Source organism: Streptomyces sp. NPDC051207, assembly GCF_040682395.1.
In the GTDB taxonomy this organism is placed as follows: domain Bacteria; phylum Actinomycetota; class Actinomycetes; order Streptomycetales; family Streptomycetaceae; genus Streptomyces.
In genome coordinates, this window is sequence record NZ_JBFBAX010000004.1 from 139359 (window position 1) to 155687 (window position 16329).

General features: G+C 73.3%; 14 protein-coding genes. 7 read left to right on the forward strand and 7 right to left on the reverse strand.

Features of this window, described 5'->3' with window-relative positions; translation table 11 throughout:
* Window positions 1–238 precede the first annotated feature (238 nt).
* From AB0M97_RS05855 to AB0M97_RS05875, 5 genes are all read left to right on the forward strand, one after another.
* Window positions 239–1717 (forward strand): penicillin-binding transpeptidase domain-containing protein, encoded by a 1479-nt coding sequence (locus AB0M97_RS05855; protein ID WP_365959659.1) that lies wholly within the window; start codon window positions 239–241, stop codon window positions 1715–1717.
* A 177-nt stretch (window positions 1718–1894) separates the two neighbouring features.
* Window positions 1895–2833 (forward strand): diiron oxygenase, encoded by a 939-nt coding sequence (locus AB0M97_RS05860; protein ID WP_365959477.1) that lies wholly within the window; start codon window positions 1895–1897, stop codon window positions 2831–2833.
* A 46-nt stretch (window positions 2834–2879) separates the two neighbouring features.
* Entirely contained in the window at window positions 2880–3533 is a 654-nt protein-coding gene (locus AB0M97_RS05865) for a TetR/AcrR family transcriptional regulator (RefSeq protein ID WP_365959478.1), read from the forward strand.
* 10 nt (window positions 3534–3543) lie between these two features.
* The gene (locus tag AB0M97_RS05870; protein ID WP_365959479.1) at window positions 3544–3858 is read left to right on the forward strand and encodes a hypothetical protein; all 315 of its coding nucleotides are present in this window, start codon (window positions 3544–3546) and stop codon (window positions 3856–3858) included.
* Window positions 3859–3960: 102 nt separating this feature from the next.
* The gene (locus AB0M97_RS05875; RefSeq protein WP_365959480.1) at window positions 3961–5187 is read left to right on the forward strand and encodes a C40 family peptidase; all 1227 of its coding nucleotides are present in this window, start codon (window positions 3961–3963) and stop codon (window positions 5185–5187) included.
* Here AB0M97_RS05875 and AB0M97_RS05880 read toward each other — a convergent pair.
* From AB0M97_RS05880 to AB0M97_RS05900, 5 genes are read right to left on the reverse strand one after another with little or no spacing between them, the layout of a single operon-like run.
* Window positions 5151–6413 carry a styrene monooxygenase/indole monooxygenase family protein gene (locus AB0M97_RS05880; RefSeq protein ID WP_365959481.1) on the reverse strand — a complete coding sequence of 421 codons (1263 nt, stop codon included), beginning with the start codon at window positions 6411–6413 and terminating at the stop codon, window positions 5151–5153. The two genes, AB0M97_RS05875 and AB0M97_RS05880, sit on opposite strands and share 37 nt — an antisense overlap.
* Before the next feature lie 13 nt (window positions 6414–6426).
* Entirely contained in the window at window positions 6427–7065 is a 639-nt protein-coding gene (locus tag AB0M97_RS05885; RefSeq protein ID WP_365959482.1) for an ATP/GTP-binding protein, read from the reverse strand.
* Window positions 7046–7468, reverse strand: coding sequence for a DUF742 domain-containing protein (locus tag AB0M97_RS05890; RefSeq protein WP_365959483.1), 423 nt, complete (start codon window positions 7466–7468; stop codon window positions 7046–7048). The genes AB0M97_RS05885 and AB0M97_RS05890 overlap by 20 nt, the downstream gene beginning before the upstream one ends.
* Window positions 7465–7968, reverse strand: a complete 504-nt coding sequence (locus tag AB0M97_RS05895) for a roadblock/LC7 domain-containing protein (RefSeq protein WP_365959484.1) — start codon at window positions 7966–7968, stop codon at window positions 7465–7467. The genes AB0M97_RS05890 and AB0M97_RS05895 overlap by 4 nt, the downstream gene beginning before the upstream one ends.
* Window positions 7965–10922 carry a nitrate- and nitrite sensing domain-containing protein gene (locus AB0M97_RS05900; RefSeq protein WP_365959485.1) on the reverse strand — a complete coding sequence of 986 codons (2958 nt, stop codon included), beginning with the start codon at window positions 10920–10922 and terminating at the stop codon, window positions 7965–7967. The genes AB0M97_RS05895 and AB0M97_RS05900 overlap by 4 nt, the downstream gene beginning before the upstream one ends.
* Before the next feature lie 368 nt (window positions 10923–11290).
* Between AB0M97_RS05900 and AB0M97_RS05905 the strand changes: the two genes are divergently transcribed.
* Window positions 11291–12124, forward strand: a complete 834-nt coding sequence (locus AB0M97_RS05905; protein ID WP_365959486.1) for a hypothetical protein — start codon at window positions 11291–11293, stop codon at window positions 12122–12124.
* Between the two features lie 82 nt (window positions 12125–12206).
* Here the strand turns inward: AB0M97_RS05905 and AB0M97_RS05910 are convergent, their stop codons facing one another.
* Together AB0M97_RS05910 and lon are read right to left on the reverse strand one after the other, a co-directional pair.
* The gene (locus AB0M97_RS05910) at window positions 12207–12707 is read right to left on the reverse strand and encodes a MarR family transcriptional regulator (RefSeq protein WP_365959487.1); all 501 of its coding nucleotides are present in this window, start codon (window positions 12705–12707) and stop codon (window positions 12207–12209) included.
* A gap of 326 nt (window positions 12708–13033) precedes the next feature.
* Entirely contained in the window at window positions 13034–15448 is a 2415-nt protein-coding gene (lon, locus tag AB0M97_RS05915) for an endopeptidase La (RefSeq protein WP_365959488.1), read from the reverse strand.
* A gap of 173 nt (window positions 15449–15621) precedes the next feature.
* On the opposite strand from lon, the gene AB0M97_RS05920 reads away from it, so the two are divergent.
* A complete protein-coding gene (locus AB0M97_RS05920) occupies window positions 15622–16299 on the forward strand; it encodes a spermidine synthase (protein ID WP_365959489.1) in 678 nt (225 codons plus the stop codon).
* Window positions 16300–16329: the final 30 nt, after the last annotated feature.

The window sequence follows — 16329 nt, forward strand, 5'->3', positions numbered from 1 at the left end:
GCGCTCCCGCTCCACCGCAGAAGCAGAACGCCGTCACCCTGCGACGGGAGAGCCGCGCCCCGGCCCCACCGCAGAAGCACGACGCCGTCACCCTCCGACAGGAGAGCCGCGCCCCGGCCCCGCCGCGGAAGGACGGCCCCGTGCCCGCACGGCGCAGGGACCACCGCGCGCGCCCACAGCGGCAAGACCCAGCCGTACCTCACCGCGTGCGGAGCGTTCCGTGACCGGTGACCTCGCCATGACCCGGTACATCCGGCACGCCGCGCTGTTCTGCGCGGTGCTCCTCCTCGCGCTGCTGGTGAACGCCGCCCGCGTCCAGGTGGTCGAGGCCCCCGCGCGCGAGGCCAGTCCCGCCAACCGGCGGCCGGAGATCGCCCGTTACCACGAGCCGCGCGGCGACATCCTGGTCGGCGGGCGGCCGGTGACCGGCTCGCGCGACACCGACGAGCAGCTGCGCCACGAGCGGACGTACGCCGACGGTCCGCTGTACGCGCCGGTCACCGGCTTCGCCTCGCAGCTGTACGGGACGTCGCTGCTCGAGCGGGCCGAGGACGGGGTGCTGTCCGGCTCGGACCGGATGCTGGCGCCGTTCCCGCTGTGGAACGACCTGACGCGCGCCAGGGGTTCGGGCGGTGACGTGGAGACGACGATCCACCCGGCGGCGCAGCGCGCGGCGTTCCGGGGGCTCGGTTCCCGCAAGGGCGCGGTGGCGGCGGTCGAGCCGGCGACGGGGCGGATCCTGGCGCTGGTGTCGGCGCCGTCGTACGACCCGCAGGTGCTGTCGGGGAACGGGGCGGCTGCCGCGCGGGCGTGGGCGCGGCTGAACGGCGACCCGGACAAGCCGATGCTGAACCGGGCGGTGCGGCAGACGTATCCGCCGGGTTCGACGTTCAAGGTGGTCACCGCGGCGGCGGCGCTGGACGCGGGCGTGATCAGGGATCTCCACGCGCCGACCGACTCCCCCGCCCCGTACACCCTGCCGGGGACGACGACGCGGCTGACGAACGAGTCCGAGGACTGCGTCGACGCCTCGCTGCGGGACGCGTTCAGGTGGTCCTGCAACACGGTGTTCGCCAAGCTCGGCGTGGAGGTGGGTGTGCGGGACATGGCGGCGACGGCGGAGGCGTTCGGCTTCAACGACGCCGGGCCGGGGATCCCGTTCCCCGTCGCGCGCAGCACCTTCGACACGTCGGTGGACAGGGCGCAGCTGGCGCTGTCGTCCATCGGGCAGTACAACACGCGGGCGACGCCGTTGCAGATGGCGACGGTGGCGGCGGCGGTCGCCAACGGCGGTCTGGTGCGGTCGCCGTATCTCGTGGAGCGGACGACGCGGGCGGGCGGCGGGACGCTGCGGACGGCCGGTCCTCGGCCGGTGCGGCAGGCGATGCGCCCGGCGACGGCCGTGAAGCTGAAGCGGCTGATGCGGGACGTCGTGGAGCGGGGCACCGGCCGGAACGCGGCGGTGCGCGGCGCGACCGTCGGCGGCAAGACCGGCACCGCCCAGCACGGCGTCGGCAACGCGGGGACGCCGTACGCCTGGTTCGTGTCGTGGGCGCAGGGCGACCGGGACATGGAGTCGAAGGTGGCGGTCGCGGTGGTCGTGGAGGACGCCTCGGCGCGCCGCGGGGACATCACGGGCGGCGGGATGGCGGCGCCGATCGCGCGGGCGGTGATGAAGGCGGTGCTCGACTCCCGCCCGGGCAGGACTGGTTACTGAGCCACCGGGCGGGGCGCCCCTGGGCGGCCGGGCGGGGAACACCGAGCGGCCGGGCCGGTCTGCCGGCGGGAAACAAAGTCCTGTGCGAGGGATTGACGACCTTGCTGACAGGCAGTCTCATAAGGGAGGTGAACCGCCGGTAACCAGACACGCCCCCGCACGACGAGGTGGACCCGAATGACGACCCTGACGGAAGCCGACGCGCTCGAAGGGCTGCGCGACGCGCTCGGCCTGCTCAAAGACCGTGAGCAGGTGGCCGAACGGCTCCTCGACTCTTCCGCCAAGCACTCCTTCGACCCGGACAAGGAGCTGGACTGGGACGCGCCCTTCGAGGAGGGCAAGTGGTTCTGGCCGCCGGAGCTGGTGTCGCTGTACGACACCCCGCTGTGGAAGCGGATGAGCGAGGAGCAGCGCATCCTGCTGTCCCAGCACGAGGCCGCCGCGCTCGCCTCCCTCGGCATCTGGTTCGAGATCATCCTGATGCAGCTGCTGTGCCGGCACATCTACGACAAGGCGGCGACGAGCGCCCACGTCCGGTACGCGCTCACCGAGATCGAGGACGAGTGCCGCCACTCGAAGATGTTCGCCCGGCTCATATCCCGCGGCGGAACGCCCTGGTACCCGGTCAGCCGCGCCCACCAGAACCTCGGCCGGCTGTTCAAGACCATCTCCACCACGCCCGGTTCCTTCACCGCGACCCTGCTCGGCGAGGAGGTCCTGGACTGGATGCAGCGCCTGACCTTCCCGGACGAGCGCGTGCAGCCGCTGATCCGCGGGGTCACGAAGATCCACGTCGTGGAGGAGGCGCGGCACGTGCGGTACGCCCGCGAGGAGCTGCGCCGCCAGATGGTGACCGCGCCGAAGTGGTCGCAGGAGTTCACCCGGATCACCTCCGGCGAGTTCGCCCGCGTCTTCTCGGTCGCGTTCGTCAACCCCGAGGTGTACACGAACGTCGGCCTCGACAAGCGCGAGGCGATGGCACAGGTCAAGGCCAGCGTCCACCGCCGCGAGGTCATGCAGAAGGGCGCCAGGCGCCTGACGGACTTCCTCGACGACATCGGCGTACTGCGTGGCGTGGGACGCAAACTGTGGCAGTCGTCGGGCCTGCTGCCCTGACCGGCGGATCCGCGGCGGGGCGTGCGGCACCGGTTACCCTGCGGGCATGACCCCGCAGGCCGCCGGTCCCGCCTACCGCAGGCTCAGCGTCGAGGAGCGCCGCAGCCAGCTCCTCGACGCCGCACTGTCCCTCTTCGCGCACCGCGACCCGGAGGGCGTCTCCCTGGACGACGTGGCGGAGCGGGCCGGAGTCTCACGGCCCCTGGTGTACCGCTACTTCCCGGGCGGCAAGCAGCAATTGTACGAGGCCGCCCTCAGGTCGGCGGCCGACGAGCTGGAGAAGTGCTTCGACGAGCCCCGCGAGGGCCCGCTGCTGGGCCGCCTGTCGCGCGCCCTGGACCGCTACCTCGCGTTCGTCGACCACCACGACGCCGGCTTCAGCGCCCTGCTGCGGGGCGGCAGCGTCGCCGAGACGTCCCGGACGAGCGCCATCGTGGACGGCGTACGGCGTGCCGCCGCCGAGCACATCCTCAGCCACCTCGGCGCCACGGAGCCCGGCCCCCGGCTGCGCATGACGGTCCGCATGTGGATCACGGCCGTCGAGGCGGCGTCCTTGATCTGGCTGGACGAGGACAAGCAGCCGCCCGCCGACGAGCTGCGGGACTGGCTCGTGGAGCAGTTCCTCGCGGTGCTGTCGGTGACCGCGCGCCGCGACCCGCAGACCGAGGCGCTGGTCCTGGCGCTCGCCGGGGATGTCTGACACTGGTGGCGTGAAGACCGAAGACACCCCGTTCGAGGGCGGCCCCATGGACGGCCGGGTGCTGCCGGTGCTGACCGGCATGACCGGCCACCCGCCCAGGACGTACCGCATCCCCGTCCCCGACCCGCACGGCGGCCCGCCCACGGTCCTCGTCTACCGGCGCGTGCCCCGCGACCCGGGCGGACGCGTGGGGCTCACCCGCCGCTGGAAGTACGCCTACGACCCCGGGGGCGCGGACGCCGGTCGCCCGAGGTGGCCGTGGTCCGGGCCGCAGCCCCGGCCTGACGCCACGCCGGGCGGCAAACCGGAGGACACCGACGGGTGACGGGGTTGCGCCGAACCGCGCACACTCGGCGCGCGGCCCGCGCGGGCACGGCTGATGCTCGCGGTGCGGAGCGGAGGCGCCGCCCGCACCGGAGGTGATGACGTGTCAGGAAGGCTTCTGCGTCTGGTCTGTGCGGCTGCGGTGGCGACCCAGGCCGTCCTCGTCGCCGTTCCGGCGGCGGCCGAGCCGGAACCAGGCGAATCCGGCGGGCCGTCCGTGGCCGAGCCGGAACCGGCCGAGCCCGGCGGGCCGTCCGTGGCCGAGCCGGACCGGGCTGAGCCCGGTGAGCGGACCGTGGCCGAGCTGCTGACGGACCTTCAGCGGCTGTACCGGGAGGCCGAGCAGGCCACCGAGACCTACAACGCCACCGAGGAGAGGCTGAGGAAGCAGCGCGCCGAGACCGACCGGCTCAACCGCGCCCTCGCCGCCGCCCGGCTGAGACTGCACGACAGCAGGCGCGCCGCCGGCCGGCTGGCCCGCCAGCAGTACCAGAGCAGCACCGACATCTCCCCCTACGTACGGCTGCTGCTGGCCCGCGATCCGCAGCGCGCGCTCGACCAGGGGCATGTGATCGGGCAGCTGGCCCGCGGCCGGGCCGAGACGGTCGAGCGGCTCACCGGCAGCGAGAAGAAGGCCGACGACCTCGCCCGCAAGGCCCGCAGGGCCCTCGACGGCCAACTCGTCCTGGCCGAGCGGCACAAGAAGGCACGCGACGGCGTGCGGCGGCGCCTGAAGGACGTCGAGGAAATGCTCGCCTCACTCACCGCCGAGCAGCTCGCCGATGTCGCGCGGCTGGAACAGGACGGCATCGCGAAGGAGCAGCGGCGGCTCGTGACGTCCGGGGCGCTCAGCACCAGCACCGGCAGGCCGACGGCGGCCGGTGAGCGGGCGGTGCGCTTCGCGGTGCGGCAGATCGGCAAGCCGTACCAGTGGGGCGCGGAAGGGCCCGGGGCGTACGACTGCTCGGGGCTGACCTCCGAGGCCTGGGCGCACGCCGGGAAGCCCCTGCCGCGCACCAGCCAGGAGCAGTGGGCGCGGCTGGAGCGGGTCCCGCTGCGCAAGCTGCGCCCCGGTGACCTCGTCGTGTACTTCCCGGAGGCCACGCACGTCGCCCTCTATCTCGGCGACGGCATGGTCGTCCAGGCGCCGCGGCCCGGTGCGAAGGTCAAGGTGTCGCCGATCGCGGCGAACCCGGTGCTGGGCGCGGTGCGCCCCGACCCGGGCGGGGAGCCCGTGGCGCGCTACACGCCGCCGGAACTCCCCGAGGGCTCCACGGAAGGGTCTGACGAGGGCTACGCGCCCGCCGCCCCGGAGACCTCCATCAGGTAGGCCTGGGTCTTCTCCGGCTCGTAGAGGAAGTTCTCGAAGTCGGCCGGGTTGTTGAAGCCGTTGGCGAAGCGGTCGGCGACCTGCTGGATCTCGCCGCCCGCGCCGATCAGGTTCAGGACGTGCTCGGGCGGCGGGGCCAGCATCGTGTTCGTCCACTTGGTGACGTGCTGGGCCGTCTGCCAGTAGCGGTCGAAGGTCTGCTCCATCCAGGCCTCGTCGAACGGCTTGTCGCCGTGCTCCAGGATCGAGGCGAGGTAGGCGGCGGCGCACTTGGACGCCGAGTTGGAGCCCTGGCCGGTGATCGGGTCGTTGGCGACGACGACGTCGGCGACGCCGAGCACCAGGCCGCCGCCGGGCAGCCGGCCGACGGGCTTGCGGACGGTGGGGGCGTAGCGGCCGGCGAGGGTGCCGCCCGCGTCGGTCAGCTCGACCTTGGTGGCCCGCGCGTACTCCCAGGGCGTGTACCGCTCCATGAGTTCCAGGGTCAGGGAGAGGTGCTCCGCGGGGTCCTTGACGCCGTTGAAGACGTCGAGCGGGCCGCCGGGTATGCCCTCCCAGAACAGGATGTCGGCGCGGCCCGAGGTGGTCAGGCACGGCATGACGAACAGCTCGCCGACGCCCGGCACCAGGTTGCAGCGGACCCCCTCGACGTCCGGGTGCTCCGGGCGCGGGCCGAGGCCGTGCACGTAGGAGACGGCCAGGGCGCGCTGCGGCTCGCTGTACGGGGAGCGCTCCGCGTCGCGCTCGAACATCTGGACCAGCTCGCCCTTGCCGGCCGAGACGAGCACCAGGTCGTAGGCGCGGGAGAAGTAGTCGAGGTCGCCGACGGCGGCGCCGTGGATGACGAGCTGGCCGCCGCGCTGCGCGAACGTCTCCATCCAGCCGGCCATCTTCACCCGCTGGTCGACCGACTGCGCGAACCCGTCGAGGTGCCCCAGCCAGTCGATGGCGCGCTGCGCGGGACCCTCGGCCCAGGAGCCGGGGGCCGCGACCGAGACGCCCAGGCCGCGGATCTTCGGGGCCTGGGACTCCCAGAAGTTCAGCCCGAGGTCGCGCTCGTGCTGCAGCGCCGTGTGGAACATGCACTGCGTCGACATGACCCGCCCGGCGCGGATCTCGTCCGCGGTCCGGTTGGACATCAGGGTGACCTCGTAGCCGTGGGACTGGAGGCCGAGGGCGATCTGGAGGCCGGACTGCCCGGCTCCGACGACGAGTATCTTCCGCATGCGGGTGGTTCTCCTACTCGGGGGTTTCGTCGAGCGCGTGACCGACGAGGGCCAGGAGGGTCTCGATCACCGAGATCCGGCGGCGCGCATCCATGATCATGACAGGTACGTGCGCCGGGATCGTCAGAGCCTCCCGGACGTCCTCCGGCTCGTACAGCTCGCTGCCGTCGAAGTGGTTGACCGCGACGACGTACGGCAGTCCGCAGCTCTCGAAGTAGTCCAGCGCCGGGAAGCAGTCCTTCAGGCGGCGGGTGTCGGCCATCACGACCGCGCCTATCGCGCCCCGCACCAGGTCGTCCCACATGAACCAGAAGCGCTGCTGGCCCGGCGTGCCGAACAGGTAGAGCACCAGGTCGTCGTCGAGCGTGATGCGGCCGAAGTCCATGGCCACCGTGGTGGTCAGCTTCTCCGGCGTGGCCGTGAGGTCGTCGGTCTCCTCGCTGGCCTCGGTCATCAGCGCCTCGGTCTGCAGCGGCGTGATCTCGGAGACGGCGGTGACCAGTGTGGTCTTGCCGACGCCGAAGCCGCCCGCCACCACGATCTTCGTCGCGATGGGCGCCCGGGCCCGGTCCGCCTGCCAGGGCTGCAACGGCTCGTCGGGCTCGACGAGTGGGGAAACGCCAGCAGCGGCGTCAGAGACGACGGAGTCCACTCAGCACCCTTTCCAGCAGCGCGCGGTCCGGCCGGCCCGCGCCATGGCCGGTCCCGGTCCCGTACACACGGATCTTTCCCTGGTCCGCGAGGTCGCTCAGCAGCACGCGGACCACACCGAGCGGCATCTTCAGCAGCGCGGCGATCTCGGCCACCGTGCGCATGCGGCGGCACAGTTCGACGATGGCCCGCATCTCCGGCATCACGCGGGAGGTGAGCGTACCGTTCGTCAGTTCCCGGCGTTCCTCGGGGGCGTCGAGGGCCGCGGTGCTGGCCACGAAGGTCTCGACGAGCAGCACATGCCCGAAGCGGGTGCGCCCGCCGGTGAGCGAGTAGGGGCGCACGCGGGCGGGCTTGCGCTCCGCGCCGCGCACCGGGAGGTTGTGCTTGGGCGTACTGCTCATCGGTCACTCCCCGTCGACTCGGACTCCAGGGATTTTCGGAGCTCGCTGCGGAGTTCGGGCGTCAGGACGTGTCCGGCGCGGCCCACGAACAGGGCCATGTGGTACGCCACGACACTCATGTCGCAGTCCGCGGAGCCGTGCACGCCGAGCAGCGAACCGTCGCTGATCGACATGACGAACAGGCTGCCCTCGTCCATCGCCACCATGGTGTGCTTGACGGTGCCGTAGTCCATCAGCTTGGCGGCGCCGATGGTGAGGCTGCCGATGCCGGAGACGATGGTGGCGAGGTCGGCGGCCGAGCCGCGCGGTCCGCCGCGCCTGTCGGCCTGTGCCTCGCGGACTTCGGCGTTGCGGCCGGGGTCCGAGGAGAGCAGCAGCAGACCGTCGGAGGAGACGACCGCGACGGAGAGGATGCCGGGCACCTCCTCGACGAGGTTCGTCAGCAGCCAGTGCAGGTTGCGGGCCTCACTGCTGAGTCCGAAGGTACTGGGCGCGGTCAACTGCTTGCCTCCTCGACAGAGCCCCCCGTGGCTACTTCGGATTCCGCTGATGCCGACGTCGTACCCGCCTCGGGCGCCTTTGTCTGGGCGGTCTGTTCGGCGATCTCCGCCTCGACGTCACGGCGCCCGGCCTCCGCGCCCTGGCGGAACCCGCCCAGGCGGCGGCGGAGCGCTTCGGCGTCGACGGAGCCCGCGCGCGGTCGCGGTGCCGCGGCGGGCGTGCTGATCCTGGGCGTCCGCTTGGGCAGCCCCTTCTCGGTGACCCGCTCCTCGGGCTCGCGGCCCCCGGTGTCCCGGCCTTCGGTGTCCCGGCTCTCGTCGGGGGTGCGTTCGTGCGTGTCGGGACCGATGGCGTACGGGTCGGTACCGGCGGCCGGGGCCGCCGGGTGCTCGGTGCGGGTCTGGCCCGGGATGAACGGGCCCGCGGGGGTCTCGCCGGCCGGCTGCGCGGCGGCGGTGTCCGGGCCCGGGGAGACGGCGTCGCTGCCGCCCGTGCCCGTGGCGGTGGGCGCGGCCGGGGCCTGCGGCTGGACCTCCGGGAGCAGCAGCTCCATGGTGGTCTCGGCGGGGCTCTCGGGGGCGGGGCCGGCGGCGGGGTCCTGCCCGGCCCGGGCCTCGGACGTCTCCGCGGACCGCGGCGGCGTGCCGGGCTCGGCGTCCTCGCCCGGCCGTTCGGCCTGTTCGGCGTGGTCGGCCCGTACGGCTTCCGAGCGCTCCACCGCGCGTTCCGCGAGCGCGACCAGCGGGTCGCCGTCGCCGCCGATCGCGCGGCCGGGGATCGTGTTGGAGTTGGCCTCCGCGTCCGCGCCCGGCAGGGTGACCGTGTGGCTGCCGCCGGCCGGGGTGGACAGCTTGGGCGCGCCGGGCGCCGCCAGCAGGCCCTTCGGCAGCACCACGACCGCAGCGACCCCGCCCTGCTTCTGTTCCCGCAGCTGCACGCGGGCGCCGTGCCGGTGGGCGAGGCGGGCCACGACGTACAGGCCGAGCCCGAGACCGTCGTCGGCCTCGTGGTCGTACGGCGCGTCCGGGTCGAAGTCGGCGAGGCGGGCGTTGAGGCGCTCCATGCGCTCGTCGGTCATGCCGATGCCCTCGTCCTGGACGGAGAGCATGACCTCGCCGTTCTCCAGCAGCCAGCCGGAGACCTCGACGGGCAGGTCGGGCGGGGAGAACGAGGTGGCGTTCTCCATCAGCTCGGCCAGCAGGTGGGACAGGTCGTCGGCGGCGAAGCCCGCCACGTGCGCGTGCGGCGGCAGCGCGGCGATGCGGACGCGCTCGTACCGCTCGATCTCGCTGACCGCGGCCCGTACGACGTCGACGAGCGGCACGGGGCCGGAGCTGTGGTGGACGTGCTCGGTGCCGGCGAGGACGAGGAGGTTCTCGCTGTGCCGGCGCATGACCGTGGCGAAGTGGTCGAGCCTGAACAGCGTGGACAGGCGCTCCGGGTCCTGTTCGCGCTCCTCCAGGCTCTCGATGACGGAGAGCTGCCGCTCCACCAGGCCGAGGGTGCGCAGCGCGAGGTTGACGAAGGTGCCGCCGATGCTCTTGCGGACGACCTCGAGCTGGGCGGCGGACGCGGCGAGTTCGGCGCGCAGTTCCTCGCGGGCGTCGGCCATCTTCTGCCGCTGGCCGACCAGGTGCTTGCGGTCGGCCTCCAGGGTGGTGACGCGCTCGGCGAGGGCGACGGCGCGCGCGTGCAGGGCGTTGACGGAGCGGACGGCCTGGGCGAACTCGTCGTTGCGGCCGGTGAAGGAGACCGGTTCCTCGGCGGCCGGGTCCGCCGCCTCGGCGAGCCGGGCCGAGCCGCGGCGCAGCACGGACAGGGGGCGCGTGAGGGTGCGGGCCATGCCCGTGGCGATGCCGACGGTGAGGAGCATGAGGGCGCCGAGCAGCGCGATGCGGATCTCCAGCGCGGTGACGTCGTCGTCGCGCAGCTGGGCGAGGTCCTTGGTGCGCTTGTCGTAGAGGGCGGACTCCACGCCGCGCATCAGGTCGACGCGGGCGGACAGCGCGGCGTCCAGCTTCTTGGTGCTGGTGGCGAGTTCGGCGTCGGAGAGGGTCGGCTCGTCGGTGAGGGAGGCGAGGTACCGGTCCGCGGAGTTGACCTCGGGGCCGGTGATCGTGGAGTCGTACGAGGTGCGGGCGGACTTCGGTGCCGTGGCGTGGAAGTCGGCGAGCGCGGCGGCGGAGCGCACGTGGGCCAGCCGGGCTGCGGCGGTGAGCGCGTCGCGCTGCTTGCCGTCGGCGTCCGAGGAGGACGGAGAGGTGGTGGGCAGTCCGGTGACCGGGTCGATGACGGTCTGCGTGCTGCGCGGGACGCTGAGCGCGGCGAGCAGCAGGCCGCGGGCGGAGGCGGCCTGCTGGACGGCGGAGTCCAGCTCGGCGAGGGCGTACGCCCCGGAGCCGGCCCGCGGGGGCATCTGCTCGGCCAGCTGCTCGGCGAGCCGGTGCAGTTCGCCGATGACGGCGGAGTACGCCTGGTGCGCCTCCAGGGCGGTGCTCTTGCCGGTGAGGGCCGCCCTGCGGACGGTGGCGATGCCGTCGAGGTCGGCGCGCAGCGAGGCGGGGGTGTCGGGGTCCGCCCGCAACTCCTCGACCTGCCGGTCCACGCGGGCGCCGCGCTGCTCGGAGGGGGCCTTGGACTCGGGCCGGCCGGCGGCGACGTACGGGGTGACCTCGTCGCGCTCGTCGGCGAGGGAGTGGGCGAGGGTGAGGGCGTCCTGGGTCTGCCCGGCGAGGGTCACCAGGTCCTGGGAGTCGCTCAGTTGCCCGGAGGCCGCGACGATCGAGGGCGCCCCGGCCCCGGCGATCGTGGCCGCCACCACCGCGACGGCCACGATGAGGCGGTTGCGTACATGGGTCGGACGGCCCTTGCCCACGGGCGTGTCGGGGGTGTCCTCACCGCTCCCCGCGGGGGCCGTCTGCTTGCCTGTGCGACGAGGCCGCGTCTTCTGCACCGGTGCTCGCATTCCTGACTCGTGTACCCAAGGGCCCGGGTGACGCTCCGTCAACTGGCGCGTACCCCCGGTACATTTTCCGACCCTCCCAGCGCCGGTGGGCAGTGGACGCGCATCACCTGACCCGCCACCCGAAGGAGTGAACATCGGACCCGAGTTGGGGAGCAAGTTCCTCCGGCCTGTGCAGCGGCCTTTCCCGGTGGGCCGGTTGGACGTCTGCGGCGGCCGGTGGCAGTATTTGCCGCCACCGTTTCCCGGAGTGCAGCAATCCCCCGCAAATCAGACCTCTGACCTGCGCGGGCGTGCTGTTTCGGCGACGACCGACAGCCTTTTGCGGACGTTGTGAAAGGGTCGTGCAGACTGGCCGGATGCGTACTGAACTCGTCTCGGAGCCCGGCACCCCGGACCGCCCCAACGAGGACTTCGCGAGCGTCGGACTACCGGCCTCCGGGCAGGGCGGTTCGGTCGTCGTCCTGGACGGGGTGACTCCGCCGGCCGGGGGGACGGGGTGTCTGCATTCCGTCCCCTGGTACACCGCCCGGCTCGGCGGCGCCCTGACCGAACTGACCGTTTCACTCCCGGATGTACCTCTTGCCGAGGTGCTGGCCCGTGGCATCGTCCGTACCGCGGATGCGCACCGCGCAACCTGTGACCTTTCTCACCCCCGGACGCCGCAGGCCACGGTGGTTCTGGCCCGCTGGTCCCCGGCCGCCGTCGAGTATCTGGTGCTGTCCGACTCGGCGCTGCTGGTGGAGTCCCCCGACGGCGCGGTGACGGCGCTGCTGGACGATCGGCTGGCCCGCCTCCCGCGCTCGGCGCTGGCGACGGACGCGCTGGTGGACGCCACGCTCCGGAACAAGGAGGGCGGCTTCTTCACGGCCGCCGCGGACCCCTCGGTGGCCCGGCGCGCGGTGACGGGCAGCCTGCCGCGCGCCGGGGTGCGCTCGCTGACGGCGCTGACGGACGGGGCGGCGCGCTGGGTGGAGACGTTCCGGGAGGGCGACTGGGGGGACTGCCTCGCCCTGGTGCGCAAGGAGGGGGCGCAGGCCCTGGTGGACCGGGTGCGGGAACTGGAGCGGGCCGACCGGGAGCGGCGGGCGTTCCTCGGGCGCGCCAAGGCGCACGACGACGCGACGGTCGTTCACGCGGAACTGGCGGCTCCGTGGGGCGCCGGGGACGTCGGGGGCGCTGGAGGCACCTGAGGTGTAGGGGTCCCTGAGGTGTCGGGGGCCGCGGAGGCCCTGAGGTCTTGGGGTGCCTGAGGTGTCGGGGGCGCCGGGGGCGTCACTTCTCCATCTGGCGGTTGAGCTGGTGCAGCAGCCGGGCCAACTCCGTGACCTCGTCGGGGTCCCAGTGGGCGAGGCGGCCGGCGTAGCGGGCGCGCCGGGCCTCACGGACCCGGCCGACGCGGGTGCGGCCCTCGGGGGTGAGCTCGACCAGCCAGGCGCGGCCGTCGGCCGGGTCGGGCTCGCGGGAGACCAGGCCCAGCTGTTCCAGGGCGCGCAGCTGCCGGGACATGGTCGCCTTGCCGACGCCGATGTAGGCGGCGAGGTCGGTGGCGCGCTGCCTGCCGCACTCGTCGAGCCGCACGAGCAGGCCGTACGCCGACGGCTCCAGGTCGGGGTGGACCTCGCGGGCCATCTCGCCCTGGTTGGCCCGGGCCCGGCGCAGCAGGACCGTCAGCTCTCGCTCCAGGGCGAGGAACCCGGGCCGGTCGACGCCCCTGGCGGCCGTCCCGGGGTCGACTCCGCGTCCGTCGCCGTTGCCGTTGCCGTCTTCGTGCACGTCAGCCCCTGCCTCGGTTTCCCGCTCCTGAGAAGTGTCCGCCCTGCGCGGCCGTCACCGCAGCTCGGTCAGTATTTCGCAGGTCAGGGGGGCGAGGGGTCCAGGGGGGTCTGGCGGTGCCCGGGGCGGGCGGCCCACGAGCGGGGCCGCGGGGCCCGGGCGCGCCCCGACCGGCACTTCCCACGCGACGGCAGCAGGGGTCCGGGCCACGCGGCCGCACGCGCGCGCAGGGCCCGCTGATGGGCGTACGCCTGTGCGGTGTCCCGGGCGGCGCGCGGGGCCAGGTCCCCTCAAGGACCCGGGCCCCGCGCTGTCCGGTCGGGCCGTCACACCGCGACCGGAACCTCCGGTGCGGCCGTGCTCGTGGCCGGGGACAGGGCCAGTTCGAGTACCTGGCGGACGTCCGTCACGGTGTGGACGTCGAGCCTGTCCAGGACCTCGGCCGGGACGTCGTCCAGGTCGGGCTCGTTGCGCTTGGGGATGATCACGGTCGTGACGCCCGCCCGGTGGGCCGCGAGCAGCTTCTGCTTCACGCCGCCGATCGGCAGCACCCGGCCGGTCAGCGACACCTCGCCGGTCATCGCCACGTCCGTACGGACCAGGCGGCCGGACAGCAGCGAGGCCAGCGCGGTCGTCATCGTGATGCCGGCGCTCGGGCCGTCCTTGGGGACCGCGCCCGCCGGGAAGTGGATGTGCACGCCCCGGTCCTTGAGGTCGCCGACCGGCAGCTCCAGCTCGGCGCCGTGGCTGCGCAGGAAGCTCAGCGCGATCTGCGCCGACTCCTTCATCACGTCGCCCAGCTGACCGGTCAGGGTCAGCCCCGACGCCCCCGTCTCCGGGTCGGCCAGCGACGCCTCGACGTAGAGGACGTCGCCGCCCGCGCCGGTGACGGCGAGGCCCGTCGCCACGCCCGGCACCGACGTGCGCCGCTCGGCCGGGTCCTGCGCCGACTCGGGCACGTGGTGCGGCCGGCCGATCAGGTCGCGCAGGTCGTCCGCGCCGACGGTGAACGGCAGCTCCCGCTCGCCCAGTTCGTTCTGCGCGGCGATCTTGCGCAGCAGCCGGGCGATGGACCGCTCCAGGTTCCGCACGCCCGCCTCGCGGGTGTACTCGCCGGCCAGCCTGCGCAGCGCGCTCTCGTCGATCTCCACCTCGTCGGTGCCCAGCCCGGCCCGCTCCAGTTGGCGCGGCAGCAGATGGTCGCGGGCGATGACGATCTTCTCGTCCTCGGTGTAGCCGTCCAGGCGGACGATCTCCATGCGGTCGGCGAGCGGCTCCGGGATGGCCTCCAGGACGTTGGCCGTGGCGAGGAAGACGACGTCGGACAGGTCCAGCTCGACCTCCAGGTAGTGGTCCCGGAAGGTGTGGTTCTGCGCCGGGTCCAGGACCTCCAGCAGGGCTGCCGCCGGGTCGCCGCGGAAGTCCGAGCCCACCTTGTCGATCTCGTCCAGCAGCACGACCGGGTTCATCGAGCCGGCCTCCTTGATGGCCCGCACGATCCGGCCGGGCAGCGCGCCGACGTAGGTGCGGCGGTGGCCGCGGATCTCGGCCTCGTCGCGGACGCCGCCGAGGGCGACCCGGACGAACGTCCGGCCCATCGCGTGGGCGACGGACTCGCCGAGGCTGGTCTTGCCGACGCCGGGCGGGCCGACGAGGGCGAGCACGGCGCCGCCGCGCCGGCCGCCGACGACGCCGAGGCCGCGCTCGACGCGCCGCTTGCGCACCGCCAGGTACTCGGTGATCCGCTCCTTGACGTCCTGGAGGCCCGCGTGCTCGGCGTCGAGGACCGACCTGGCGCCCTGGATGTCGTACTGGTCCTCGGTGCGCTCGTTCCACGGCATCTCCAGGACCGTGTCGAGCCAGGTGCGGATCCAGGAGCCCTCCGGCGACTGGTCGGAGGCGCGCTCCAGTTTGTCGACCTCCTTCAGGGCCGCCTCGCGGACCTTCTCGGGCAGGTCGGCGGCCTCGACGCGGGCGCGGTAGTCGTCGGACTCGGCACCCTCCTCCTCGCCGTTGAGCTCGCGCAGTTCCTTGCGGACGGCCTCCAGCTGGCGGCGCAGCAGGAACTCGCGCTGCTGCTTGTCGACGCCTTCCTGGACGTCCTTGGCGATGGACTCGGCGACGTCCTGCTCGGCGAGGTGGTCGCGCAGTTGCTGGGTGGCGAGCTTGAGGCGGGCGACCGGGTCGGCGGTCTCCAGGAGCTCCACCTTCTGCTCGGTCGTCAGGAACGGCGAGTAGCCGGAGTTGTCGGCGAGGGCGGACACGTCGTCGATGGCCTGCACGCGGTCGACGACCTGCCAGGCGCCGCGCTTGCGCAGCCAGGCGGTGGCCAGCGCCTTGTACTCCTTGACCAGTTCGGTGACGTGGCCCGGCAGCGGGTCCGGCACGGTCTCCTCCACCGTCGTGCCCTCGACCCACAGCGCCGCACCCGGGCCGGTGGTCCCGGCGCCGATCCGCACCCGGCCGCGGCCGCGGATCAGGGCGCCCGGGTCGCCGTCGGCCAGCCGGCCGACCTGCTCGACGGTGCCGAGGACACCGATGCCGGCGTACGTCCCGTCGATGCGTGGCACCAGCAGCACCTTGGGCTTTCCGGGTTCCGCCTTGGCGGCGGCCTGCGCGGCCTCCACCGCGGCGCGCACCTCGGAGTCGCTCAGGTCCAGCGGGACCACCATCCCGGGCAGCACGACCTCGTCGTCGAGCGGCAGCACGGGCAGGGTGAGCGGTGTGGACGTCGAAGCCATGATCTCCCCTTCAGCAGTCAAGTTGAGCTATGCCGACTCAATGTTGCGGGAGTGCCGATTGTTCCGGCCAGACGGCGTTGTTCGCTGTGAGCGATCAGACGGCCACGCGGCGGGCGATCTCCTTCGGAGGAAACCCGCGGCGGCCCGCGAACATGCCCTGGCAGGATGGGCGGATGGCCACCTCGTACGACATTCCCGAAGTACTGGACCGATGTGAGGGCCCGCACGGCGAGGTCGTGCTGCGCAGGCACGGCGGGCTGCTGCAGATCATCGCGAACGGCTGCTTCCTGATGGACACCTCCGACGGGCGTTCGGAGCGGCGGCTGGTGGACGCCGCTCTCGACGCGCTCGACGACCGGCCCCGGCCGCACGTGCTGATCGGCGGCCTCGGCGTCGGCTTCTCGCTCGCGCACGCCGCGGACCACCCCCGGTGGGGCCGCGTCACGGTCGTCGAGCGCGAGCCCGCCGTCATCGGCTGGCACCGGTCGGGACCGCTGGCCCCGCTCTCGGCCCGCGCGCTCGCCGATCCGCGCACCGAGATCGTGGCGTCCGACCTGATCACGCACCTCGGTGAGACATACGCCACGTACGACGCCCTGTGCCTGGACATCGACAACGGCCCCGGCTGGACCGTCACGGAGGACAACGGCGGACTGTACTCACCGGCCGGACTGGCAAGCTGTGCAAGGGCCTTGAGGCCCGGAGGAGTCCTGGCGGTGTGGTCGGCGCAGCCCTCTCCGGAATTCGAGGGAACCTTGCGGAATGCCGGGTTCCAGCGGGTGCGTACCGAAGAGATCCCCGTTGCCCGGGGCGTTCCGGACGTCGTGCACGTCGGCGTCCGCCCTGGATAGCAAACCCGTGGTGACTCCCCGTACGCTGCT